The following is a 25,643-nucleotide window of genomic DNA, read 5'->3' as shown; positions in this document are numbered from 1 at the left end:
CAGGATAAGATACAAGCTCTTTTAGTTATTTCAATTCTTTAACAAGAAATTCTGATACGGCTCTTTTCTCAGCTGAGAAATTAATACCGACAGCTATTTTTTTTCTTGGATCCAACTCGTAAGAACGAAGATATCCCTTCTCTACAATCTGATCAATTGCACCCTGTGCATTGCCATTCAGCTTCAGTTCTACAGCAAAAATATATTGATCAGTAAAAACCAGTACATCGCACCTTCCGGTAGCGCTATGCACTTCGCTACGGACATCAAGACCTAAACGTTTAAAGGAGAGATGGACAATGATGTGAAAAATAGATTCACTTTCTGCTTTCCAATGATCATATGGGATGGTGGATAAAAGTACATCGAGTGCTTTTATCATTCGGGGGATATCATTATTCTTCAGTGCTTTGCCCAAATCATTAGTAACCGCCATCGAGTCATTACCAGGATATACATTTCTGTAAGCGCTCAGTAAGGCATCATTCAAACTATCCTCGACTTCCTTATTGGGATATTTTAACTCATAAATTGTATCATTATAATTTTTAATAGTCAGATAACCTGTCTGGAACAAAACAGGGACAGTAGCAATGTTTTCGACATTAAAATTGCTCAATGCATTTTCCCCAATTTCAATATTTTCAAGGTTAAACTCCCTATTATGCTTCATTAAGTTTACTAACCAGGTAGGTGTCCCCGTTTGAAACCAGTAATTTCTAAAATCACGGCCATCCATATATTTCAAAACCGAAAAAGGATTATAAACCCGATCAGCATCCTGATGCCAGGCATATCCATTGTACCATAGCTTTAATTTGCTTAATAAATCAGGCTGCTGTGTCTGTATATCGGCTATCTCTTCTGCAAAGGTTTTCTCCAGTTCCTGCTGAGTAATACCAACAATAGTGGCATAGTTACGATGGATCGTAATATCATTAAGATTATTTAAATCTGAGAAAATACTCACCTTGGGAAAACGGCTTACGCCTGTGATAAGTAACAAACGGATATATTCGTCGGCGTCTTTTAATACAGAATAAAAACTTTTAAACACTGCCCTGTGCTTCTCCACTTGTTCCAGATCTTCCAGATAGTCTGTAATGGGTTTATCATATTCATCAATCAGGATCACCACCCGGCCATTCTTAGCCACTTTCCTGATCAGTTCCCTGAATTTCAATGCAATACTTTCTTCACTTAACTGAATGCCAAATTCTGATGCTAAAAAGTCGAGCTCTTTACTAATCGCTTCTACCAACCCGAGTCCCTTATAATCAATCTGACTATATCTGAGATGTATCACAGGATGCTTTTGTTCCCAATTCCATTTATCATGTATCCACAGCCCTTCAAAAAGCTCTTTGTTCCCATTGAAGATCTCCTTAATAGTTGACAGTAATAGTGATTTTCCAAAACGCCTTGGACGACTCAGGAAATAATAATTTCCAGAATCTATCAGATTATAGATTGGTTGAGTTTTATCTATATATATAAACCCCTCCTTTCTTATTTTTCTAAAATCCTGTAAGCCTATTGGATACTTATTCATGTAAACAAATATAAATTAAATTCCACGACAATGCAGCAAGGTATTGGGCAAATGTTCCTGCGGCCTTATCACTGCGATCATTTCTTACTAAAATACCCCAGATGCACCATTTTTATTACTTTTTCTTTTAAGGATGCGCCATACTTTCTACGCATATTTTTTGTTCTTTTGCTGTCTTTGTTTTGTAAAGTTAAATAAATTAACTGTCTGGATCTAATGTTGCATCTCACCATTAGTAGTAAGAATATTTAAAACAAAAGAGCTTGTATCTTTTGTTGATACAAGCTCTTTTGTTTTAAGCAAAAATCCGAAGCGATTATTTGTGCATCAATACCTGATCAACCACATGAATCACGCCATTGCTCTGATGAACATCCTTAATCGTTACTTTTGCCACATCACCTTTTTCATCCTTGATCATCAGTTTACCACCTTCCATCCAGAGCCATAATTTCCCACCCTGCACCGTTGTTAATTCCGCTTTGCCATTCCCTTTTTTAATCAGCGCTGCAATCGCTTTACTATCCAGATTTCCGGCTACTACATGGTAAGTGAGTACACCCTGCAGCATTGTTTTGTTTTCTGGTTTAAGCAATGTTTCGACAGTACCTTTTGGCAATTTATCAAATGCCTTGTTAGTAGGTGCGAAAACGGTGAAAGGACCTGCTCCCTGCAGTGTTTCTACAAGACCAGCAGCTTTTACTGCGGCAACGAGCGTAGTATGATCTTTTGAATTAACAGCATTTTCGATGATATTCTTAGAAGGATACATAGCAGCACCTCCTACCATAACTGTTTTTTCCTGCGCCTGAGATGTAGATGTTATAATTGTTGCAAAGGCGATCATTGCAAACAGTGCCAGTTTTTTCATAATTGAAATTTTTGATTAGGATTGTTAACACCTTTATCTACGGGGGATGTAAGAGGCTGGTTTTCAAGAAAATGTTATTGTTTAAAAGGGGCAAAAAGGGAAACTGAAAAGTGGATTAGTGCGTATATAGGGAGTTTTGGTAACGCTGGTGAAGCTGTAACGATCCTGCTATAAGTTCAACATAAGGACATTAAAAGGATTGGCAGTATGGGGTTTTAAACCGCAGATAGAGAGGACATCGGGAGATTACACCCAGAATTTTAATAGTAAGGATATCTGAATTAATAGCGCTTGTATTTTGATATAATGCTTAACTATGTATTGAACATTACAATTTAAGGAGAAGCATTATAGAACTTGTTTCAGGTATACATTTATGTGAACCATCTTTTTCCTACTGCTTCCGCAAGCATCCATCCCATTACACCAAACTCAGAGTCTTCAAGTTCATTTACTGATCCTAAAAATAAGGTCTTGCCATCTTTAGATATTGATATTCCGTCCGACTCTATAAAATCATCTTTGATGGATTTCCATCCCTCGCTGATACTCCTCAAAATACATCCATCACAATAATGATCAAGTGGGCTTTTAACAACCTTACATTCCTTATCTTTACAATAAAAAACAGCCGCTTTCAATTCTTACTTAGAAGGTTCAAATTCTTCAAGATAGTCACTTACATTATCCCTATTAAGGGCATGTGATACAATACTAAAGACGGTCAATCTTCTACCTATAATAACAGGCTGACCAAATCCTCTTTTTGCATTACGTTCTATATGTTTCATAACTAACTAATTCTGGGTTTGCTAAAGAACTACTTTACAGGAAAAAATATCGAAGGTTTAGGCTGCACTTTATTATCCAATATTCTGGTTAAAGGAACAATTGTTTTATAAACCTGATAATTTTGTTTTGACAATCAAAATGGATTATGGATCTTACACGTTGATATAATATATGGTTCCCATATTTCAGGAAATTGCTCCGTTCCCAATTTTCGAATAGATCCAGCAAAATTACAATAGATAAGCGATATCATTTCCGACAACAAAATTAAACATCATAAGGCCACACCGAAATTATTCTCAACATACCTTATTCAAAACCCCTTGTGAACTCTTCATATGAATTAAGATTTAAAAACTCTTCCATTCGCATAAGTGTTCCGTGGTCATTATCAATGATAATTTTTCTTTCCGGGGGAATAGCTGCTACTATGCTTTTCAAATAACTGAATTCATAAAAGAGGCAGGCAAAAATATTGAAAGTAATAAACTCAGATCTGATAAGATCCTGTTCATTATTTTCCATTAAATTAAAAATAGTATTATCCTTTGATATGGAAAAATAACTTTCCTGTTCATAAGGAATATAATATTCAATTTGAAATTCATTTGCGTCATTAAATTTAAATAAGCTCTTTGCATATTCTTTAAAATTGGACAATTCAAATTTTGAGTCTGTGATAATAATCGCATCTTTCATAATTTCTATTACATTTTTGATGTAACTCTGTTTAGTCAAATTATAGTTCTTTACATATTATAGTCGAAACTTTGCACGGAAGCGGGTTTTGCATACCTTTGCATCATCCCAAAAGAAAAGCCCAAACAGTAGAAACCGAACGGGCTTAATTAATAAACAAAAATATGAGTCGAAAATAAGCAATTTCCGACTCGTAGAGAGTCGGTTGTTACAATTTCTTCTCAGCTTCACATTTTACTTTAAAAGCAAGACAAAAGACGGAACAGCAAATGCATCTTCTTATTTGAAGGGCTTAATGGTTAGTCGACGACGTAATTGCCAGGTGATGGCTCAGGAACTTCAGAATACTAGTCAGCAATGCTTACACCATTTTATAACCGTTGGCAAGTGGTGTTATTCGAAGCTGATGGATAAGATAACTTTAGACTTCTGGCATCTTTTACAACAGTGTGGACTGGAAGACGATACTTGTTTTATAGTTGATGAAAGCGGCAATCCTAAAAAGGGGAAGCTCTCTGCAGGGTGAAAAGGCAGTACTGCGGCCAGATTGGAAAAACAGACAACTGTCAGGTTGGTGTGTTTGGAGCTTTATGCGGAGGTAGCCTTGTTAATCTTGTTCAAGCCAGATTGTCTTTAGGATCAGAAGCCACTAAAATTGACCTTGCTAAGGAAATCATTGATCATGTAGTGCTAAAATTAAAGGTGAAGGTAAAATGGGTCTGCTTTGATGCATTTTATGGCCGAGATGCAAATCTATTGTGTTATTTGATAAAGATAGGTTTACCATTCGTTGCCGATGTACCAGATAGCCATGGGATCTGGCTGGAGGCATTCCAAATGAGAGTTCCAGTCAGCGTACCAGGAAAAAGAGGACCTAAAAATGTTTACGCACGACCAAACAGAGAATCTATATCAATCCGTAAATACATGTCTGGATTGAAAAAGAAGGATTGGACGTGGATGAAAATACGTCATCAAAGCAAAGGAAAAAAACTGTTTGCCTGGTTCCATTGCAGAGAGATTTATATATTCAATCCGTTAACAGAGAAGCGTCAGGTGCTTCAATTATTAATTAGAAAAGATGTTGATGGTACCATTAAATATAGCCTGTGCTATAAACCTGGGGCATCAATAAAAGAGTTGGCTTATATGCAGTGCAAGCGATTCTTTATTGAAAAATCATTTAGAGAAGGTAAAAAAGAGTTAGGACTAAATGAGTATCAGACCCGGAGCGCTCAAAGCTGGCATAAGCACATGGCTATGGTGATGTTGGCGCAACTGTTCCTGAACACTCAAAAACTCTTTTGCTATGAAGAAAAGGTTTGGGTAACAACACAAGACATCATCTTATTGATAAGATCTGTTCTCAAATTAACATTACGATCAATACGAAATATCATAGATGATATTCTTGCAAAACAGCCACCAGATTATAGAAAAATGAAGAAATTATTATTTATTCGAATTTGACTAAATCAAGGTAATATATTCAAGTAAATTTTTTAACCTCCAAAAGACCCGCTAAAATGAAGGATGTATCTCCTAAACTCTTATTATAATAATTGGAAAATTCAATGATAGAACGTTCTCCTTTCCTACCCGCCTTACCACAATAACCATTATTAAAATCAAATTTTCTGGATAAAACCACTACTGCTTTGAATGATTTAAATACCACCTCACTTTCCCCATTCACATTCACATACACCGCCAGCACATTCCAGGTCTTATCCGTCATCCCATCATGCCTATAACACTTATACACCCTATTTGAGTATTTCGCACCAAAACCAGCCACTAATTTCACATAAACCAGCCAAATATTCCGCGTGAAACCCGGCCAATTATTCCTAAGATAATTAGCAATATTCTCCTTTTCATTTTAAAACCAGCCAAAGTTTTCATCTGTTAACCAGCCAAATATTTCACGGCAAAACCAGCCAATTCTTTCATATAGTATCCAGCCAAAGTTTTATGGCGTTGATAATGAGGGCATAACAATCTGTAAAGATTGATTATTGGAATATTACTTATCCGATATATTAATTCGTTGATTATTAATTTATTGTCAACGAGTGGTATGCCTAACAAATTCATCAACATGCTAATAGTAAGAAGGCTGATTCAGTTATTACAAAGAGAATTCTCAATGCGAAACATTGCCATTGAGCTTGAACTGAACAGGGAAACAGTTTCTGTTTATGAGAAAAGAATTAAAGCCACAGGAAAAAATCACGATGAATTACTAGAATTGAATGATGAAGAATTAGCTGCTGCTCTTCAACCCAGACAGGCATCGGAAGAAGATCCGAGGCTAACTGATTTTATGGCCCGGAAGGAATCTTTTTTGAACGAATTAGGAAAGAGAGGAGTTACCAGGAAGTTACTCTTGAAGGAATACAGGAAAGTGTATCCGGATTGCTATGGTTATACCAGGTTTTGTGGGTTGCTGGATGAACAAATAGCCCTTAAAGGTGTCAGCATGCATCATGAACATAAAGCAGGAGAAATTATTCAAATTGATTTTGCTGGTGATAAGATGTCTTATGTAGAACCTGAAACCGGTGAGTTGATCGAGTGCGTGATATTTGTAGCAGTCTTACCTTTTAGTGGGTATACCTATGTAATGGCTCTTGCAGATGCTACATTGCCTCATTTAGTGAAGGCATTGAATAATTGTCTGCTATACTTTGGAGGTGTAAGTGTTTACATTAAATGCGATAACATGAAGCAGGCCGTTATTAAACCCTGCCTCTATGAACCTACATTGAATGAAATACTAGAGCAATGGTCGGTATATAACAGCACGGCCCTGCTTACAGCGAGAGTGAGAAAGCCCAAAGACAAACCGCATGTTGAACAGGGAGTACATCTTTCCTATCAACGTATTTTTGCTCCATTGCGCAATGATGTGTTTTTTAGCCTGAAAGAACTCAACGATGCTATCTGGCGTGAGTTGGAAAATCACAACCATGAACCTTTCCAGAAAAAGAGATTTACACGGTATGAACGGTTTATTGACGGTGAAAAATCTAAGCTGTCACCCTTACCACAATTTCCATTTGTGATAAGGCATAGACAACAAAAACTTGTTGCTCACAATTATCACTTTCATCTAACTGAAGATAATCATTACTACAGTGTACCATACCGTTTTGTAGGATTTAAGCTGACTGCTATTTATGATACTACAACTGTCGAAATCTACAATGGATCAGAGAGGATAGCTACGCACAGTAGAAGTCCTGTTGCAGAAGGCTATACTACAGAAACCTCACACATGCCATCCAATCACCAGGCATTTAAAAAGCAGAAAGGATGGGATAGCACTTATTTTTTACAGGAAGCAGGCAGAATTGGCTCTCATGTGCATGCCTATATGGAAGCATTACTAAAGTCCAGACCGCAGGAACAGCAGGCATATAATGCTTGCAGAGGCCTGCTGAGTTTAGCGGTTAAGAAGCAAATTGGCCCGCAAAGATTAGAGAATGCCTGCCTTCGTGCCTTAAATGCGGGTATTGTATCATACCGTACAATAAAAAATATGCTGGCAAATAACATGGAAAAAGAAGAGTTGGGAGTAAAATCCAAACTTCCTTCCCACCAAAACCTCAGAGGTCCGGAGGAATACAAATAGTTCATTATATCACTCTAAAATCATAATACATGGAACAAAAAAAAGTCATTCGTATCAATATTCCTGGTAGCATTGATAACCCACAAAGCACCACATTATTGGCAAATCTTGACACTGAAAACGATCAGCACGAGGAAATGATTAGACATATTGAATATGCTGCAACTTGTGAACCATCAAGTATACAGGACTTTTTCATTTTATTAAATGAACACATCAAAAACCATATTTAAAAAATCATCTTAAAATCAAACACATGAACACACAGCACACTTACGAGAAACTGGTCTCCCTAAAATTAAATGGTATGGCCAGTCGATACAAAGCAATAATGGATACCCCGATCCACCAACAGCCCGAAATGCATAGTCTTCTGGCTTTATTGACAGAAGCGGAAGAAGAGTATAGGGTTCAAAATCGAAGTGACCGATATCTTCGGCAATCACGTTTAAGATATGATGCAGTCATAGAACAAGTCAATTGCTCCATCGATCGTGGGTTAAGTAAAGAAAGCTTCCTAAAATTATGTGACAATAGCTACATTAAAAAAGGGCAAAACATACTGATATCAGGGTCTACTGGTTGTGGCAAATCCTTTCTGGCATGCTCTCTGGGAAGACTGGCCTGTGATCATGGATATCCTTGCAGCTTCTTCCCGGTTAACAGGTTGATGGATGAACTGGCGGCTGCAAGACTGGATGGATCATACCGCAAGGCGTTGAAGAAGATTGAAAGGACACCACTAATTGTTCTCGATGATCTGGGGTTAAAAACATTAGACTTAAGTAGTAGTCTGGCTCTTATAGAAATCCTGGACGATAGATACAAAAGAGGTGCAGTGATTGTAACCTCTCAACTGCCAGTGGACAAATGGTATGAACTGTTTGACGAGGCTACGCACGCAGATGCCTTTATGGATAGGCTAACAGCAAATGCACATAAAATTGATCTGAAAGGTGGATCTTTGAGAAAAGGTTAATTTAGTTAAATTTGACCGTGCGAATCAGTTCTTTATAAGATTGTTATGCCTTTAGGATAAGCATAAAGATGCTATGTAACTCTTTAAATAGCCAGGAATACAGTGAATCCAATGGCAGGATTGAAAAATGAAATCCACGAATAATTTGCTAATTATTTTAGTTCACCTGGCTGGGTTTCACGCGAAATAATTGGATGGTTGATGTGTGAGACGGTGGCTGGTTTTTTGTGAAATACTCAATTTACCTTGCCGCTCACCAGGTCATATTGATAATCCACCTGCTTCACCCCCAGATCCTGCACCTGCTGCCACAAAGTTTTTACATTCCCTATCTGGTCATAACTATAATAACTCGCCTGCAACGGCGTAGTTCCCGCATCCTGGTAAGTAGTCGCCGACACCCGCTTACGCAGGTTCTCCTGGTTTAAACCCGCTGCCACATACGCCTCATCATAATATGTTCTCGTTATCTGTGCATCACTTCCCGCACCCAAAAACACCTCCGGCGAAGACATAAATATCTCCGACGCTGTCAGGGTAGCACCACTCTTCTCTCCTACCTCTATCACTCTCCCCTGTGCATCATACTTCGTATAACTATACCTCCCTGTAGCCCCACCATTCACCGGCGCCACCTGCTCCGCATTCTGCGACGTTACCAACCGCCCCAACCTGTCATACCAATAGAATCAATAAAAATAAACCGAGTAAGATGATAGGTGTGGTTGCCTTACAGCGAAAGATGCTGATCCTGGCCTATACCTTATGGAAGAACAACACGGTTTATATGCCATTAGAGCAAAGAAGTAAGTAAGGGAATAACAATAGAAATACCTATAAAAGCAAACAGGCAAACCCTTGAGTCTGCCTGCACAGGATAAACCTTTGCCATTTTGAATCGACATAAGTTTTCCTTCTTAATTGCAAAGATTAAAATTTATTTGGTATTTATCACAGTACCTTTTTTCTTCCCTTTTTTCTTCCCTTTTTTCTTCCCTTTTTTCTTCCCTTTTTCCTCCTGTTAATATCTTTTGCAAAAAACTATTTTTATCCACACTTTTGGACACCTGGGTTTAAAAACTACCGAACTATTGTAATAATAAAAACATCCTCGTATCATAATTTTACAAATGGTAGCTCTTTCAACATATCATATACTTTATCGGATGTTGTATATTTAGTTAAATACTTAAAATTCCAACTTACGGAAGATATTTTAGTCCCAATATCATCATCTAGCCCCTCAAATAAAACATCTAAATTATCAGGCCATTTGATTGATCTTAATAATTCAACATGTAACGCAGGATCAAACAAAGTGAAATTCGGCCATTCCGGGAATCTATTACTTTCTGCACTGCTATCCAAAATACGACAAGAAGCCAAATCACATTTTGAAAAATCACAATTAACAATATCCCCTATTCTTTTCTCGTCATCCCGAATAAAATAGGATGGCCAATTTCCAAAATCATTGCCTGATAACTGCCCCTCAAAAGAACAGCTATCAAAAAAACAGTCAGCCCAGCAATAATTTGTGAATCTTTTTTTGAATATTAATTTTGAATTAATAAAGGAAAGATTGCGTGTAACTAAGAATTTGGAGGTTACATTTATAGTAATATTACAATTCTTAAAAATAGTTTCTCCCCAATAGGAGCTATTGTCTATAATAATCTTTTCTCCCTCAACTAAAGTATAATAAAATGGTACCATAATTTATTTAAAAAGTAATTAAACGATAATCTATATTGCTCATCCTTTTAGAATGCAGTGGGAAAAATATTAATGGCCGAAAAAGACATCTTGCTGTTTATAGCCTTGGCTTACCAATAGCTATAAGTGTAAGTGCTGCAGATGTGCATGATTCCATGGGTGGATATGACTTATTATGGAGAATAGAAACAGTTAGTTCTAGAATGAAGCTGATTCGTACTGATAAAGCTTACAGAGGTGGATTCACTGATATTGTTGAAAAATATTATAAATGGAACATTGAAAAATGACCCCATAAAATCTCAGTCAATTCCACACCCCCTTTTCCATGCATTAAAGAAACTAATAAGCTGGTGTTCTGTATATGTTTTCTTGTGAATTTTATTAGCAGCATTTTTTACCACAACAAAGGGGTTTATCTCAAATTTCTTTTTCTTAATTATTGGTTGCCCATAATCAGCAGACCTGATATTTTTATCCAATCCCCACATGATAGAGCTATCTAATGCTATCATTAATTCTCCCATATAAATTCCGATATCATAACAAATTGAAATAGTCCTACGATCTAGTATAAAGTCTGGAACATTTGCTATTTTTTTTAATCGATCGGACATTCCACCATATGCTCTATCATATTCATCTTTAGGCATAGGCACTGTCCCTACTGAATTAAACAAAAAGTTTTCAACCACTTTTAAATTATTCTCAGATAAAAAATCATAATCTCTATTAAAAAGATAAGTGCCAAGTTTCATTAACCTATCATGCTTAATATGCAGAAACCAATTGTAATAATCTTTTATTTCCTGCACGTCCAGATCCTGAAAAGACTTTTTATAATCTACGGGTATAGTTAATGTTTCATAGTTACTTGCCATTAGTCATTTTTTAACATTCTTGTCCGGGTAAATTGTGTATAAAATAGCCTGTATTGCATTGTGGGCAAAGTTTATAGAGTATAAATTTATTACTTCAGAATCAGGGGGAGCTCCCCCCTGATTTGACTATGGAGAAAATCCAAGTGACAGATCATGTGTTTCCTCCATGCTTTATATGTATCTTTTATAAAATCAAGTAATTCTACATAACTCATCAGATGTAACCTGATCACAGTAATCATATTGGCAAATGACTTTTTGGTAGCTACCTTTTTACGGATTACAACCACAGCCAGGCTAAACGCCGGGCTTAATACGCCAGTTTAAAAACGGCTTACTACGGAGCGTAACACAAAGTTATAAGGAAATATCTTTACCCCAAGTAAAAGGAGCTAAACGGAATTGAATAATAATTTGGAACATGATTGTTAAATCTGAATCCTATTGAGGATATGAAATTAACACAAGAAATTTTCTAGTCTCTAATTCTTTATTACAACATTCATTTTATAATCACATTTAAACATCCGGTCACTGAATATTAATTTTATTAAACATTCACAAGTAATTTACATTATCCTTATCTCTTAAAACACCTTTTTCCCCGTCCCAAATATCGATTAAATTGTCATAAATACTTCTTGCTAAATTTAGTACTTTCAAGTGATTATATTGGTCTGGCTTGGCTAGGCTTAGCCCAACTGCATTAGATAGATCCGCATTCGTTTTATTACAGGAAATAGATAATACATGTGACTTACTAAAATCTAACCCAGACTTCAGATAAATTCGACAACCTAATTCATCAAGAATATTTCCAACGTCATCATATTTCCTGCTTGAATCCAGTAGTTTAATTATACCTTCATAAGAGCAATCGACAGCCTCTACAAGCTGATGTTTTTTTGGGCTTTAATGTAGAATACCAGTATGTAAAACTTTGATCTAATTGCTGCAAAAATTTAAATGTTTGCTCAACCCTTTTCGCACAATCTTCAATAGATTGATACCTTGGGCTCCAATAAATGCCGATAAACTCAATGTTCATAATTTATTAAGGCTTGATATATGGTGTATAAAATACCTGAATATTAATATTTTCATTTTGAAATAATTGCCTAACAACATTTGCAGCTTCTTCCTCTGCGAAATGCCATTCAATTCTTAACCCTTTTGCCGCAGCTACTTGTCTTTCTGCCTGTTCCAATAGTTTCGTTTGTGCCCAACCCTTTTCCAACAAGAAAGCATACTTGCCTTTTGCATCAAGTGCTCACTCCAATGGAAAGATTGATATCATCACCCGCCTTACAGACTGTGGTAATTTGGAACGAAGCCATGTTACAATTTAAAAGGGAACTTTATTGAACTCGTTTCGGGATAATCATCATTTTGAAATACAAATCTGTAATAATCAGCATATTCATTACCTCCAACTGCCGTAACAACCCTCTCCCTAAACATCAAACCAACTCCATTCTTATTTTTTATTTCATTTGGCATAATCCTATATTCCAGATAAATCCGAAGATAACTAAGAAATCCGCTCTCACTATCAGCAATGTAGGTATACAACTTGTCCATATCATCGAACAAAATTACTTTTCGACTAACCAAATCAAAACCAATATCCAAATTATAATTACTATCGCGACCAAACAATACAAACCTGTCCTCTACATAAAATGGTTGCTCAAAGCTAAATTGTGGCAACACCTGAATTACCTCTACTAAATTGCTATTTTCTAACAGTTGAACAAACATTCCTTTAGTATCATTTCTTTCCATTCCCTCCATCTTATACTTAACTAAAATTTCACCAAAATCGCTTTCATCAGGCACAAGCGAATCAAATATTGCTCGTACCTGATAAAATACTGCATACTGATAAATACTAATAAACTCCTTTAATTCTAATGCATCCATTTATTGTAATTTATTTGTAAATGTGTTGTGTACTTTGTTTGTAGGCATTTCCTCCGGTTTTACCATTTCGATAACGTTTACCGGTGTAAATCCCTTTGATCCATTTTGCTGGAAAAATATTACGGCATGCGTCACCGTCTTATTAAGTTTTGCAGATGCCTGTGATGCATCCTGATAATAGGCATTCCATCCACCTACAACAAATGTCTCTGGACCAGCTTGTGAGAGGTTGAAAAACTGAAAATTTGCCATCTCACTTTCTGATGCGTAATAAATCCCAACAGTTCCTGGACGCATAGATCCAGTTCTGGAATTATTACCACGAGCGAAACGAACCACTTGTTGATAATCCTTCTGACCAAGTCCGGCCTCCACCATCATCAACTCATCTTCATGCCATTTAGCATCAGTAAAATCACCTACCAATAAAGGATCTTGACCGTATGTTTGCTGGTAAACTGTTAGCATCATGCCTAAAATACTTACTGCTCCCCCAAACTTATGCCAAAGAGAAGTAAAGCCTTTCCCACGATGTAATTGTTGTGGTAATGCAATGCCTACTTTGTTTTCCTGATTTAGATGGTGTATGTCCAACGTTTGTCCCTTAAAAGCTTCGAATGCTGGAAACTGCCTTACAAATTCGGCATCAGCTTTAGGTGAGAAACCATTATCCATAGCATATTTGTTTGAATTACTCCAAGTGATTGATGGGTTATTATTACGTATCTGATCCCAGCACCATGGAGCATTCTCCTTTATACCATTCAATCTGGTATTAGTCGACTTAATCCCTGTACCATTAGCCAATTTATGCGAATCTGGCATCTTTGTCAGATCAACCTTCAACTTATTATAAATATACTTCTTACTACCCGGAGGTGTGCCCGTAGAGGCGCCATTCTCATCTATGAACCTAATAGGATTGTTTGACGCATATGAATAGGGACTGAGCCACGCAAATTTGTTCATGTAAGGATCTAACGAGGAAAACATACCAATCCTAGGATCATAAATTCTCGCACCAAAATCGATCTGATTCCCCTCTCCCTTCACCTCATTATCATTCTCCTTCCCATTAAACCCGTACCTGTATCCACCAGACTCTATTCCATTACTTCCCGTGTTATTGCCAGTACTAACTAAAAACAACTCATTCAAAAATGGTAATAGAATTTAAATATTTTTCTTTTTTAAAGTATTAACCCTTTTCTTATTTCTTATCGCAGTGATCAGTTTTTCAATTTCTTTATCTCTTTTTTTATCTACTCCATTTAACTTACTTTTTAAAAAACCTATATCATCCAAAGTAGCGTATTTTTTATAGGGCATAATCCAATAATCTGAAAAATGCCGATCGAAAATTAGCTGCAAAAATGCAATCAGTTCTTCGTTTGTATTAAAACCTCCCTTTCCAGGGAGTCCAGGTATTAGGCTTGCTGACTGAAATAAAACCACTTCATTTAACAATTTGTTCCTCATCCAATTTGAGATATCATAGGTTGGAGCATATGACAATACATTACCTATACCATCTTTAATAACATCGTTAAGCTCACTATTATCATATAAATCGATTAATACACTCGGATCAAATGGCTCCGTTGCTACAATTAAAGAACGTGCCAAAATATCTCCGGTACCCAAATGCTCTTTGTAGGCTTCAGGCAGATACTTCAATATTATATCAACTTCCGCTAATTCATGAGTCTTCTTATCAAATATCTTATTAACATCTCTATAGTTATACCCAGCTTCTCTTAATTCAATCAATATTTGCTTTTCTATTTTTCCCATTTGAATACTATTTTTTTGTTTTAGGTATTTGCTTAATTATTATCCTCCCATTGTCAGCTTCCTCTTTTAGTTGTTTTGAGATATTTTTAGGATCTCTTAGGTATAAGATAAATTCCCTACCTATTTGTTCAGCATATGCGAGGGCATTCTTAATTTGGCTACTATAGTACATGTAAGCCACATTTTTAACTTCCGTCAAGAACTTCTTTGTTAGCTTATCTGCTTTTCTTGACTTGCCAGTTAATGGTCCTCTGTAGGTATGTTGCTGTCCAGGCGGATCTGCATTTACTCTCTTTTCTGCTTCCTTACCTAAATTATTCGCATCTTTCCCTCCTTTTGCAAATAGGAAAGCGGGCATTTTTAATAACGCAAGAGAAAAGGACGTTAGTTGAACCAGTTTATTCGAACTAACCAATGCCAAACCGGGAGATGCAGGAGGTACTCCTTCTCCTACCACCAAATCGACACCAGGGGCAAAACTACCGGTTACAGTTGCATAATCATAAGCTGCTGCATATTTTTCATTGAGCCCAATTTGTTCAGCTGTTCGACGATATGCTCCGAATGAATGATTAGATAACATCCCATTCATTGTACCAAGAACTGGTGGCATAACTGCGTCTAATAGCATATTCAAATTTTGCCGCCCTGTCACTGTTGGGAAAATATAATCCAAAGGATTAAGGCCAAAAGTCGGAGCCAAATCCGTATGTGTGAATACATATACAAACGGATTAGGATCATCGGGCTTACCGGGCCCCATACCTAAAACATCAATCAATTTGATTGGACTATTCCCTGCAAAAATATAAGAACTCAATCCTGGGTATTCACCCGTCAACGGATCTACACTCAAAAACCTCCCCAACCTCGGATCATACACCCTCATCCCATAATCCTGCTCATTCCCCTCCCCCTTCACCTCATTATCATTCTCCTTCCCATTAAACCCATACCTATACCCCCCCATTGAATATTTCCTATCCCCCATCCCCATCCCAAAAGGATAATAATCCCCCGCACTCATCACCTCCGCAACATAATGATCCCCCTCCAACACAGCCTTATCACTCACCGTCGCCAACACATTCCCCAAATGATTCACCAACTCATACCTCCTTACCCCCACCTTATTCCACGTCGAATCCACCTCGCCACCGACTACCAACCCCGGCTCCCACAATCCCAACCGACTACTCCCATACAAATGCTGTTCCTTCCAATACTTATCACTCCCTCCTCCAACATTCCCATACACCGCCAGCACATTCCCCGCCGCATCACGCACATACCACGTCTTATCCGTCACTCCGCCATGCGTATAACCCTTATACACCCTATTCCCACCCGCATCATACCTGTATTCCAAAGAGCTCCCATCCCCCTTCGTAATCCCACTTATCTTACCATACACCGTCCACTTTATATTAACTATACTATCCCTAACATTGCTAATCTTCTAAAATTCCAAATGACGATGCATTAGCTGGATTCTGATACGTATATAAACAAAACTCACTTCAAAATATCCACTCCGTTTTCTTTGCCGATGTGAACCACGTATCTTATGTAAAAGAAATTAAAGCTTAAATGGGAACGTTATATTAACAATTTCCTCATTTTGATGTCCCGGAAATACAAACCTGTAGTAATCATTATATTCTTCCCCTCCAACCGCTTCAATAACTCTCTCTCTAAACATTAGACGAACTTTATAATCATTTTTTAATTCATTAGGCATAATTTCATACTCCAGATAAATCCGAAGATAATCGAGGAATCCACCTTCGCTATCCGCGATATAGGTATATAACCCATCCATATCATCAAACAAAATAACTTTGCGGTTGACCAAATCAAAACCTATATAAAAACGATCATTATCACGCCCAAACAATATAAATCTGTCTTCCAAATATAACGGCTTAATAAAGTAAAAATAGCTTAATACCTGAACTACATTTGCTAAGTTGCTATTTTCAACCAATTCGGCAAACAATCCTCTTTCTTCGTTTTCTCCTGTAAGCGATCTATTATAGCGAATCAAGGTTTCAGGAAAATCGTCCTTGTCCGACGGCTCAAGCGAATCAAATATTGCCCTTACCTGGGAAAATACTGCGTACTGATAAATAGAAATAAACTCTTTTATAGCTAAAGCATCCATCTATTGTAATTTATTTGTAAATGTGTTGTGTACTTTGTTTGTCGGCATTTCCTCCGGTTTTATCATTTCGATAACGTTTACCGGAGTAAACCCTTTTGATCCATTTTGCTGGAAAAATGTCACTGCAAGTGTCACCGTCTTATTAAGTTTTGCGGACACCTGTGAAGCATCCTGATAGTAAACATTACATCCCCCTACAACAAATTTTGCTGGATCAGCTTTTGAGAGGAAAGCTTTTTGAAGTGCCTGTCGATCATGAAGATGCTGTAACTCTTAAAAGCATTTGGAAGATAAAGTAGCAGCGTGTAGTGGTATAATAAATGTCTCGCCTTTACCGCACCCTGGCCGGCATGCCTTATAAGCGCACCTGATGCGGTGTGTAATAAAGATACATCAGGATGTCCCGGCAGGTGCCATAAAGGTAATATGCCATCTTTGACACGAGCCTTCAGATATTTCCCTATACCAATGGGAGTAGATACAGAAATACGAAACCTCGCTAAATTATCCCAGCCATCTCCAGGATCTTGTTCCGAAAAATTATAATAAGTTTTCCATTTGACAGAAAGGGAGTGTAAAATATTTTGTGTAAACTCCTTCCCCATTGTTTGAAACCCTGCCGGGATGGGGAAGGGAGAATGGCGCGGCAGCAGCGACTTCCCCAGTTTTTGGGCCGATTGAGATAATTCACCACCATAGGCCGTTAACGCAGGAAATTTTACAGTCTCGACAGAAAAAATACGTCTCTCCCTTAAGATTCTCTAACGTTGCATCATCCCAATTGAAATCATATACATAAATTCGCGACATATTTCTCCTTTGAATTACTTGCCTATTTATTAGTAGTCGTACCACGACCAATCGTGGTATAATCAACTTTTTATCGACTTCAATGTGAAAAATATATTTGTCTGCTTCAGCTTCTACAATACCTTTCACTTCATCTGAAATTCTTTGCTCAAAATCACATCAAGTCCTATTCTAATCAATAATTAAAAAGGCAACAATTTCTTTCTTATATCTTCTATAACCCGTATTATTTCATCAGGAATCTCACCTTCTTTACACCTTTCCAAACCTACTAATCCCGCCCACTTTAAACAGAGTCTCAAATACTCAATAAAAGAAATTGTTTCAACAAAACCGATTATATTACTATCTATCCGTTTTGTCTGGTGCAGCTCTAATTCATATCCCATATCGCCACTTAAAATTTCCTTAACATATTCGCCTGGGGAAATAAGCACCCTCTGGGATACCATCTATTTTTTTTAAAATGAGGGTCCCTGTTCTTTACAACATTCCCATTCCCCCCAGATGCATACATTTGTAAACAACTGATTCCATTACAAATTAATTGCCCACGCATCGTAATTTCCATTTTTCACTTCAAATGAATATCCCACTGGTAATGCCAAAAATTGTATTAAATCTCTTCGCCTTGGAACAAATGAAAAAAGATCAATTACATTTAAACTATTTATATCCCCATTATAACTGTCTGAAGTTATATACCATCCGCTCATATGCGGAGGCGCATCATATCTAATTCCTTGTACCTCCTCTCCGCCTAATGTACCATTATCTACTGCAATCTTCTGATTTAGATTTGGCAACATGGATTTTACACCTATTTCTTTACAAACAATCCTTTGTAGCTCAAGGTAATAAGTTGCATTCTTCGCTCCCGTTACCCAATCAGAAAAATCAGCATTCAATTCGTGTATGCTAAGCAATTCTTTATCAGAAAAGAGCTTTAGGCTCCACAGACCATATGTGATAGTTGCATCTTCCTTTAGTATTATATTTTCCTCAATAATATAATCAACTAAAAATCTCAATAGATTCAAATCAGCTTCTTCGTTATTAGAAGCTTTTAACCGTAAATTCTTTTGATTAAATCTTTCGAGATTCCGTGTAATAAAACCATTGTCATTTTTTTCAATTTCAATTAATTTATATTTCATAATATTCTATTGATTTCCTGGTAATGATTGATCAATCGGTGGAGGTGAGTGACCTGGCACAGCTCTAGTCGCTTGTCTAACCTCACCACCTTGAACCCTTGAGCAATTTATACAATGTGGATATAACTGTTGCGGTCCACCACTGGGATTTAGCTGATTGGCAGGTTGATGATCTGGTACAAAATTGCCACTTTTAGTCCCTGGATTCGTTGCTCCACATGTGTGACAACCATCTGTTTCACCTATTTGGTTTATCGCATCCCTTTCAGCTTGAGTAAAATTTCGAGCCGGCCCCCTAGCTGGTATTGATCTTCTAGCATATGGCCCGACTTCCAATGTTGATGTTCTTACTGAATTAGGACTGGCAGGCGTAGCAGTTTCTTCAGCTGTAGCATTTGTTTGAACTTGTATAGGTCGGACAACCCGTGTATTTAATAAAGATGCACCTTGATATTCGGCATATGCTTTTAAGCCTGTGTTTATTGTATTCAGAGCTAAACCAGCACCTGACATAAACAAGTGCTCGGGCCCCATTAAATCGCCATTCTTAAATTTATAGGCTGTTGGATTATTTAACCAATGATTAAACTTATCGATTGTATTAACACCCTGAGTAATGTAGCTATGCTCAGAAAATTTATAACTACGGCTTCCGAATGGTCCTTGAGGATAATCGACTATATATACAGTCCCAAATAACTTCTGATAAGAAACACTAAATAAACCTAAACTATATTCTAATTTTACACTAGTTAAAATCAATTCAGGCTTACCAATCTTACTATTAAATTTAAGTGTAAAGTGGAGCTCCTCTTCACCATCTAAATCGATTGACTCAATCGGTTTATTACCTGCATAACTATAAGGAGTATAATGTGGGTAATCCTTACTTAATGGATCCACACTCAAAAACCTCCCCAACCTCGGATCATACACCCTCATCCCATAATCCTGCTCATTCCCCTCCCCCTTCACCTCATTATCATTCTCCTTCCCATTAAACCCATACCTATACCCTCCTAAACTCCACTTCCTATCCCCCATCCCCATCCCAAAAGGATAATAATCCCCCGCACTCATCACCTCCGCTACATAATGATCCCCCTCCAACACAGCCTTATCACTCACCGTCACCAACACATTCCCCAAATGATTCACCAACTCATACCTCCTTACCCCCACCTTATTCCATGTCGAATCCACTTCTCCACCTACTACTAACCCCGGCTCCCACAATCCCAATCTGCTACTCCCATACAAATGCTGTTCCTTCCAATACTTCTCACTCCCCCCTCCAACATTCCCATACACCGCCAGCACATTCCCCGCCGCATCACGCACATACCACGTCTTATCCGTCACTCCACCATGCGTATAACCTTTATACACCCTATTCCCACCCGCATCATACCTATATTCCAAAGAACTCCCATCCCCCTTCGTAATCCCACTTATCTTCCCATACACCGTCCACTTTATATTAACTATACTATCCCTAACATTGCTAATCAAATTACCAATATTATCATAAATATAATTATTTACCCCCTGACTTGAAACATCCTCCGTATAAGGATCACCCGCAATACTATCCAACACCTGCGTCAGCTTATTACTACTCAGATACCCCTGACCATCCCGCGCATATACATACTTCAAACTATCCATCTGTAGCTGCTTGCCATCCGCTCCACTCCCATACCGCGTATACCGCAATATATTCCCATTCCCATCATAACTGATATCCTCCTTATATGCATTACCAACAGATACCGTACTCCATGTAGCCGCTCCACTACCAAGCGTATGCTGACGCATCGCCGTCAAACGGTTCAACTGATCATACCGGTAAGAATACCCAACAGGATTCCCGGAATTGATTTTTGAAAGCGCTAAAGTACTCCTGCTGATATTCCCATTATACAAATTCCGACCCATCACATCCCCCGTCTGTCCAACCCATCTCAAACCCAATGAATTTGTATCTACAATCGCCTTATAATCCCCCGCATAATAATCCAGGCTATATGCATACGCATCCCGCGCAATAGCCCCTCTAATGCCCCCTATCACCCCATCACGACCCATATCAGTTCCTGCTGTCAAATAGTTCCCATTCACACCCTTTAACCACCCCTGCAAGGTATACGCATAATCTACCCCCTGCACCAACTCCATATCCCCTAATTCCATCCTCGCCAATGGTCCATGCAGATAATAACGATACCCCGCATCTGTCTTCGGATTCATAATCTCCCAGCCATCTGCCGATACACTATCTATGCCTGTTCCCGCCTTCGTCAACCTATTCTCCGCATCATACTGATAATTATAATAAAACCGATCTGCTGCCCCCCGCTGATAACGTACCTTATTCACCTTGCCACTTACAAGGTCATATTGATAATCCACCCGTTTCACCCCAAGATCCTGCACCTGCTGCCACAAAGTTTTTACATTCCCTATCTGGTCGTAACTATAATAGCTCGCCTGCAATGGCGTAGTTCCCGCATCCTGGTAAGTAGTCGCCGCCACCCGCTTACGCAGATTCTCCTGGTTTAACCCCGCTGCTGCATACGCCTCATCATAATATGTTCTCGTTATCTGTGCATCACTTCCCGCTCCCAAAAACACCTCCGGCGAAGACATAAATATCTCCGACGCTGTCAGGGTAGCACCACTCTTCTCTCCTACCTCTATCACTCTCCCCTGTGCATCATACTTCGTATAACTATACCTCCCTGTAGCCCCACCATTCACCGGCGCCACCTGCTCCGCATTCTGCGACGTTACCAACCGCCCCAACCTGTCATACCAGTAACTACTTACCCCCGCATCCGGTGTACGCTGTTGCGTTATTCCATTCAACGACTGATATCCATAAGACGTCGCCAGCGTATGCCCCGGATACACCGCCGAATACTGCATCTCCACCGTACTACCACCTGTGCCAACAGCAGGCAGATTATACCGCCCCCAATAACTCAATGCCCCATTCAACACTGAATCATACGCCGGACTTAACCCCAGACAAGGAACAGCCGCATTCGCCGCTATCTCCGCCCCCGACAATAACCTGTTGTATAACCGAAAATGCTTCAGCGTACTCAAATTCTCTGGATAGATAAACCCTGACCCTGTATTCGTCAACGTCCACCCACAACCGCCTGCCGGCGCGCCTGCACTCAATGGACACGATACCCCATTCACATACACCCCCAGATCTCCACTGTTCAACCCCTGACCCTGCAATACCACATGTGTCCACTGCCGTAACGGTAATACCGCCTGCAGATCTGCTACCAGGTGCTTTGATATCGCAAAATCTATGGTCGCACCATCCACCGCCGGTGCCATCGTATAAATGGACATATACAAATACCGTCCACTGATACAGGTATTAAACAGGTACTTGTTCCCTCCTGTCGTAGCTAATACCTGGTTATTATCCATGGCAGGATTATACAACCACCACTCCATTGCCGAATTGGTACCCGCCTGCAATACCGTACTTAACCTGTTTAAAATCGTATCCTTATTGGCCGCTACTACTGGACCACTATACGTACAGGCAGATGCTACATTATCCCGTGCATCCCATACCTGTTGCTGATAAGACGCATCCAGCAGGTGTACTCCCTCCGGTGGTATCGTGCGCACAAGGTTACCTGCCTGATCATAATAGTATAATGTAAAATGGTACAATTGCTGTAAAGCCGTCAGTTCCAACTTTGGCTTCACACTGCTGCAATAAGCGATGTACCCTTTCCTGAATTGCCGCTCCTCTTCCGCTATATATTCTTTATAAAGTACAATCCCACTTAATGCCGCATGATTGATCAGCTGCTTCATACAGCTATATGGATCCTGACTCACGGTCGCAAACACAGGCTGATTCGTTAATACTGCCGATGAATTCACCAGCAACCTCGCCTCAAAATCTTTATAATCTGCATAAGACAACGTAAAGCCCCAACGGTGATTCAGGTAAGTGGCATAAATGCTTTCGTAATTAGCACTGGTCGTATCCAGGGACATCTCCGATTGCATGGCCGCTACTCCCTGCTGATAACCAAAGCCGCTAACGTACCCCTGCGCTCCCGGATCCATAAATACAGGCAACTGTATCTCATCCGCCAATAAGTAACGGCAATTGTTACAGCCATTCTGCAGACTCGTAAGTTCTGCTTCACTCAGCGTCATCGCTGCACCAAACTTATTTACAAGGAACTGATAAAATCCGCCCGCTGCGTTATTATATTCCTGTGTTAGTGCTGCCAGCTGTGCACAAATACCACTATCCGTTCTTTGAATAGTAACATTTGTCGCCTGTAGCTTTACATTATATGGATAAGGTGCATCCAGTAACCACGGGTTACAAAGCATATCCAGGCTGGTAATGCCCAATACTCCTTTAATGGCCTCTTTAAAGGATACATAACCTCCGGAAGGCGCTGCACCAGGTACTGTACTCGCTCCATTCGGATGATCCACATCACCTCCCGCCTTACATACCTGCAATAATTTTGTGCGCAGCAAAGCTGCCTTTGATGCATAAGCTGCATTGCTGTTTAAACAACCCGCCAACTGCTGCATCCAGTAATCTGCCTGCGCTTCACAGTTCTCACTCACAGACTGCGTTACCGCCGTTGATACCTGCGCCGCTAACGCGGTCGTATCTGTTGATACCCCTGTTGTACTATAAGAAACACTGTTGATACGGGAAACTTTATATTTTAAAGCCGCCGCACAATTGTTAGTGACAGGTGTAGTAGGATTAGGATTACTACAGCCCGAACCTTCTATCGTTCCTCCCGCATCACTTACACCCTGCAATACATACGTCAGCGATTTTGTACTACCTGTAAAAACATAACTGTAAATTTTCGCACCCGGATTCTCATGAAATGAAAACTCCACGCCCACTGTTACACTCGCCCCTGACGGAATATCAGGCCCGGAATAATGCATGATACAATTCCAGTTCGCAATACCTGTTGCCGGATCGTAGGTAGTATTATCCCTTTGAATACTCAGCGTGAAGTTTGACAAACTCTTCGCCGCATCGCAATCGAAAATAACGCTACTATCATCAGGACGACAGGAAATTCCCTCCACCAGAACTGAACTCGTATTGATGGCACTTGAAATACAGATAGATGCTTCCGTCTGACCCGCTGCAAATGCCACCGAATCGACCTGTGTCAATCCAGCATATTCGTCAGGATAATAACTTTAGCGGTGGAAATGAGGATAAAATATGGTCAAGAGGGCGGTATTTTTATGGAGTATGAGGATTATCAGAAAATGCTTCAACAACAAACCCCAATAAATTCATAGTCAGAGATATGCCATTGGCAGTTTTTGCTACCACGCTGGATTTTGGGTATTTTAAAGGATGTAACTCTTTCGTATAGTTATTATGAAAACTTTCAGAGATAGCAGTAGCAACTTCTCCCTGATTAATATGATAATGTATTAACTTTTCTCCTTTAAATGCTTTATGGGTGGAATTTGCTTCAATCCATACTTCGTCAACTTCTGGCGCCTTTCCATTAGCAATCCATGCCAAATTTCTTGGGCTATTACAGGCATTAAAACATTTGATCGGTAAGTTTCCTTTGATTTCCACCCTTTTTCATTATAGTGGTTTAAAAAGTGAGACAATAATATAAATCCGCCTTTTGGCAGGATGGCTAAAGACTGGATAGCATTTGGAATGTCTCCTCCCTGGTTTCTATATCACCATAAAATGCACATATTTCACTCAAGTCATTTTCAGATGATTTGCATTGTGCTTCAACAAGAAGTTTATACTAATTTTTTCACCGAATGCTACCAGAAAATCCGCACCAATATGAAGTTGGGTCAAGTCTTCATGCTTGCCATGTAATTTTTCAAAAATATAGAACCCTATTTAAACAATAACCTAAATGGCGATAATCTTTTCCCTTATTCCTAAAATAATGTTCAGTATATCATTAGGAATCTCACCCTCTTCATACTTATCTAATCCTACTAACCCTGCCCATTTCAAACAAAGTCTCAAATACTCAATAAACGATATTGTTTCAGTGAAATCTATAATATTAGTATCTATTCTTGGGGTTTTAGTTAACTCTAATCCATAACCTATTCCACCGCTTACATTTTCTTTCACATGTTCATCCGGAGAAATAAGCACCTCATATCCCCAAGTTTTTTCATCTACCATAAATTCACCTCGGTATTGATTTACGTCTAAAAAACCATGAAGTGAATAGATATAAATAGCATCCAGATAATAAGGATTCTCCCAATTACTAAAATATCCCCTAAAATCTATAGTTCTTATTTTTTTATAAAAGTAAAGTAAAGAGTAAGGTATAAATCCTTCTGGAAATATTTTCTGTAAACTCAATAAGTCAACTTTTTCTTGATTAGGTTCAATTATGCAATAATCCGGATTAAGTTCCTCTATATTTTCAAAAATGTATCCATTTTCTTCCAACTCCTTTTTTATCATGATAAAATTATTCAATACCCTTTCCATACAATCTTCCAATACTAGTAAAACATCATCCAAATAAGGTTCTGTTAAAACCAAATCTCCTAACTCAACAATTTTCTTCCACACGATTTCTTCTTCTCCCTTTTTATTATATTGTAAATAAAGGTTACTCTCCATA

The 25,643-nt window shown here is 38.6% G+C and carries 28 protein-coding genes; 6 read left to right on the top strand and 22 right to left on the bottom strand.

What is annotated here, in order from left to right:
• Positions 1-25: 25 nt before the first annotated feature.
• The 5 genes from SIO70_RS17600 to SIO70_RS17580 form a co-directional block, all read right to left on the bottom strand.
• Complete coding sequence (locus SIO70_RS17600; RefSeq protein WP_320572767.1) at positions 26-1,552, bottom strand: ATP-binding protein; 1,527 nt, start codon at positions 1,550-1,552, stop codon at positions 26-28.
• A 316-nt stretch (positions 1,553-1,868) separates the two neighbouring features.
• Positions 1,869-2,423, bottom strand: coding sequence for a fasciclin domain-containing protein (locus tag SIO70_RS17595; RefSeq protein ID WP_320572766.1), 555 nt, complete (start codon positions 2,421-2,423; stop codon positions 1,869-1,871).
• A gap of 374 nt (positions 2,424-2,797) precedes the next feature.
• Positions 2,798-3,064, bottom strand: coding sequence for a hypothetical protein (locus SIO70_RS17590; RefSeq protein ID WP_320572764.1), 267 nt, complete (start codon positions 3,062-3,064; stop codon positions 2,798-2,800).
• Positions 3,065-3,067: 3 nt separating this feature from the next.
• Positions 3,068-3,214 carry a hypothetical protein gene (locus tag SIO70_RS17585; protein ID WP_320572762.1) on the bottom strand — a complete coding sequence of 49 codons (147 nt, stop codon included), beginning with the start codon at positions 3,212-3,214 and terminating at the stop codon, positions 3,068-3,070.
• 310 nt (positions 3,215-3,524) lie between these two features.
• Positions 3,525-3,914 carry a hypothetical protein gene (locus SIO70_RS17580; RefSeq protein WP_320572760.1) on the bottom strand — a complete coding sequence of 130 codons (390 nt, stop codon included), beginning with the start codon at positions 3,912-3,914 and terminating at the stop codon, positions 3,525-3,527.
• 295 nt (positions 3,915-4,209) lie between these two features.
• Here SIO70_RS17580 and SIO70_RS17575 point away from each other — a divergent pair, with 295 nt between their 5' ends.
• Entirely contained in the window at positions 4,210-4,440 is a 231-nt protein-coding gene (locus tag SIO70_RS17575) for a transposase (RefSeq protein ID WP_320572758.1), read from the top strand.
• Complete coding sequence (locus tag SIO70_RS17570) at positions 4,437-5,384, top strand: transposase (RefSeq protein ID WP_320572756.1); 948 nt, start codon at positions 4,437-4,439, stop codon at positions 5,382-5,384. Before SIO70_RS17575 ends, SIO70_RS17570 begins: the two co-directional genes overlap by 4 nt.
• A gap of 19 nt (positions 5,385-5,403) precedes the next feature.
• On the opposite strand, the gene SIO70_RS17565 is transcribed toward SIO70_RS17570, so the two are convergent.
• Positions 5,404-5,679: a hypothetical protein gene (locus SIO70_RS17565; RefSeq protein WP_320572754.1), complete on the bottom strand. Its 276-nt coding sequence runs from the start codon at positions 5,677-5,679 to the stop codon at positions 5,404-5,406.
• Between the two features lie 336 nt (positions 5,680-6,015).
• On the opposite strand from SIO70_RS17565, the gene istA reads away from it, so the two are divergent.
• The 3 genes from istA to istB are packed head-to-tail and all read left to right on the top strand — an operon-like array spanning position 6,016 to position 8,530.
• Positions 6,016-7,551, top strand: coding sequence for an IS21 family transposase (istA, locus tag SIO70_RS17560; protein WP_320572752.1), 1,536 nt, complete (start codon positions 6,016-6,018; stop codon positions 7,549-7,551).
• A 29-nt stretch (positions 7,552-7,580) separates the two neighbouring features.
• The gene (locus SIO70_RS17555) at positions 7,581-7,784 is read left to right on the top strand and encodes a hypothetical protein (protein WP_320572750.1); all 204 of its coding nucleotides are present in this window, start codon (positions 7,581-7,583) and stop codon (positions 7,782-7,784) included.
• A gap of 23 nt (positions 7,785-7,807) precedes the next feature.
• Entirely contained in the window at positions 7,808-8,530 is a 723-nt protein-coding gene (gene istB, locus SIO70_RS17550) for an IS21-like element helper ATPase IstB (protein ID WP_320572748.1), read from the top strand.
• Between the two features lie 236 nt (positions 8,531-8,766).
• Here istB and SIO70_RS17545 read toward each other — a convergent pair whose 3' ends face one another.
• Both SIO70_RS17545 and SIO70_RS17540 read right to left on the bottom strand, forming a co-directional pair.
• Positions 8,767-9,201: a hypothetical protein gene (locus SIO70_RS17545; protein WP_320572746.1), complete on the bottom strand. Its 435-nt coding sequence runs from the start codon at positions 9,199-9,201 to the stop codon at positions 8,767-8,769.
• 445 nt (positions 9,202-9,646) lie between these two features.
• The gene (locus tag SIO70_RS17540) at positions 9,647-10,246 is read right to left on the bottom strand and encodes a hypothetical protein (protein ID WP_320572744.1); all 600 of its coding nucleotides are present in this window, start codon (positions 10,244-10,246) and stop codon (positions 9,647-9,649) included.
• Between the two features lie 35 nt (positions 10,247-10,281).
• Between SIO70_RS17540 and SIO70_RS17535 the strand changes: the two genes are divergently transcribed.
• Positions 10,282-10,536, top strand: coding sequence for a transposase (locus SIO70_RS17535; protein WP_320572742.1), 255 nt, complete (start codon positions 10,282-10,284; stop codon positions 10,534-10,536).
• A 12-nt stretch (positions 10,537-10,548) separates the two neighbouring features.
• Here SIO70_RS17535 and SIO70_RS17530 read toward each other — a convergent pair whose 3' ends face one another.
• From SIO70_RS17530 to SIO70_RS17470, 14 genes are all read right to left on the bottom strand, one after another.
• A complete protein-coding gene (locus tag SIO70_RS17530; protein ID WP_320572740.1) occupies positions 10,549-11,127 on the bottom strand; it encodes a hypothetical protein in 579 nt (192 codons plus the stop codon).
• A gap of 865 nt (positions 11,128-11,992) precedes the next feature.
• Complete coding sequence (locus SIO70_RS33425; protein ID WP_414017867.1) at positions 11,993-12,175, bottom strand: Imm52 family immunity protein; 183 nt, start codon at positions 12,173-12,175, stop codon at positions 11,993-11,995.
• A gap of 6 nt (positions 12,176-12,181) precedes the next feature.
• Positions 12,182-12,334: a hypothetical protein gene (locus SIO70_RS17525; RefSeq protein ID WP_320572737.1), complete on the bottom strand. Its 153-nt coding sequence runs from the start codon at positions 12,332-12,334 to the stop codon at positions 12,182-12,184.
• A 131-nt stretch (positions 12,335-12,465) separates the two neighbouring features.
• A complete protein-coding gene (locus SIO70_RS17520) occupies positions 12,466-13,050 on the bottom strand; it encodes a hypothetical protein (RefSeq protein ID WP_320572736.1) in 585 nt (194 codons plus the stop codon).
• Positions 13,051-14,208: an RHS repeat-associated core domain-containing protein gene (locus tag SIO70_RS17515; protein WP_320572734.1), complete on the bottom strand. Its 1,158-nt coding sequence runs from the start codon at positions 14,206-14,208 to the stop codon at positions 13,051-13,053.
• A gap of 15 nt (positions 14,209-14,223) precedes the next feature.
• Positions 14,224-14,844, bottom strand: coding sequence for a hypothetical protein (locus tag SIO70_RS17510; protein ID WP_320572732.1), 621 nt, complete (start codon positions 14,842-14,844; stop codon positions 14,224-14,226).
• Positions 14,845-14,851: 7 nt separating this feature from the next.
• Entirely contained in the window at positions 14,852-16,258 is a 1,407-nt protein-coding gene (locus SIO70_RS17505) for an RHS repeat-associated core domain-containing protein (protein ID WP_320572730.1), read from the bottom strand.
• 165 nt (positions 16,259-16,423) lie between these two features.
• On the bottom strand, positions 16,424-17,008 hold the full coding sequence (locus SIO70_RS17500) for a hypothetical protein (protein WP_320572728.1): 585 nt from the start codon (positions 17,006-17,008) through the stop codon (positions 16,424-16,426).
• Positions 17,009-17,202: 194 nt separating this feature from the next.
• Complete coding sequence (locus tag SIO70_RS17495; RefSeq protein ID WP_320572726.1) at positions 17,203-17,613, bottom strand: hypothetical protein; 411 nt, start codon at positions 17,611-17,613, stop codon at positions 17,203-17,205.
• A 387-nt stretch (positions 17,614-18,000) separates the two neighbouring features.
• Positions 18,001-18,270, bottom strand: coding sequence for a hypothetical protein (locus SIO70_RS17490; protein WP_320572724.1), 270 nt, complete (start codon positions 18,268-18,270; stop codon positions 18,001-18,003).
• A gap of 84 nt (positions 18,271-18,354) precedes the next feature.
• Positions 18,355-18,975: a hypothetical protein gene (locus SIO70_RS17485; RefSeq protein ID WP_320572722.1), complete on the bottom strand. Its 621-nt coding sequence runs from the start codon at positions 18,973-18,975 to the stop codon at positions 18,355-18,357.
• A gap of 6 nt (positions 18,976-18,981) precedes the next feature.
• Positions 18,982-24,183 (bottom strand): RHS repeat-associated core domain-containing protein, encoded by a 5,202-nt coding sequence (locus tag SIO70_RS17480; RefSeq protein WP_320572720.1) that lies wholly within the window; start codon positions 24,181-24,183, stop codon positions 18,982-18,984.
• A gap of 73 nt (positions 24,184-24,256) precedes the next feature.
• The gene (locus SIO70_RS17475) at positions 24,257-24,607 is read right to left on the bottom strand and encodes a hypothetical protein (protein WP_320572717.1); all 351 of its coding nucleotides are present in this window, start codon (positions 24,605-24,607) and stop codon (positions 24,257-24,259) included.
• Between the two features lie 297 nt (positions 24,608-24,904).
• A complete protein-coding gene (locus tag SIO70_RS17470) occupies positions 24,905-25,642 on the bottom strand; it encodes a hypothetical protein (RefSeq protein WP_320572716.1) in 738 nt (245 codons plus the stop codon).
• Position 25,643 lies beyond the last annotated feature (1 nt).

It is taken from the genome of Chitinophaga sancti, assembly GCF_034087045.1.
In the GTDB taxonomy this organism is placed as follows: domain Bacteria; phylum Bacteroidota; class Bacteroidia; order Chitinophagales; family Chitinophagaceae; genus Chitinophaga; species Chitinophaga sancti_B.
Note: the sequence above shows the minus strand (reverse complement) of the source record. Positions and strands in the feature narration are given on the sequence as shown.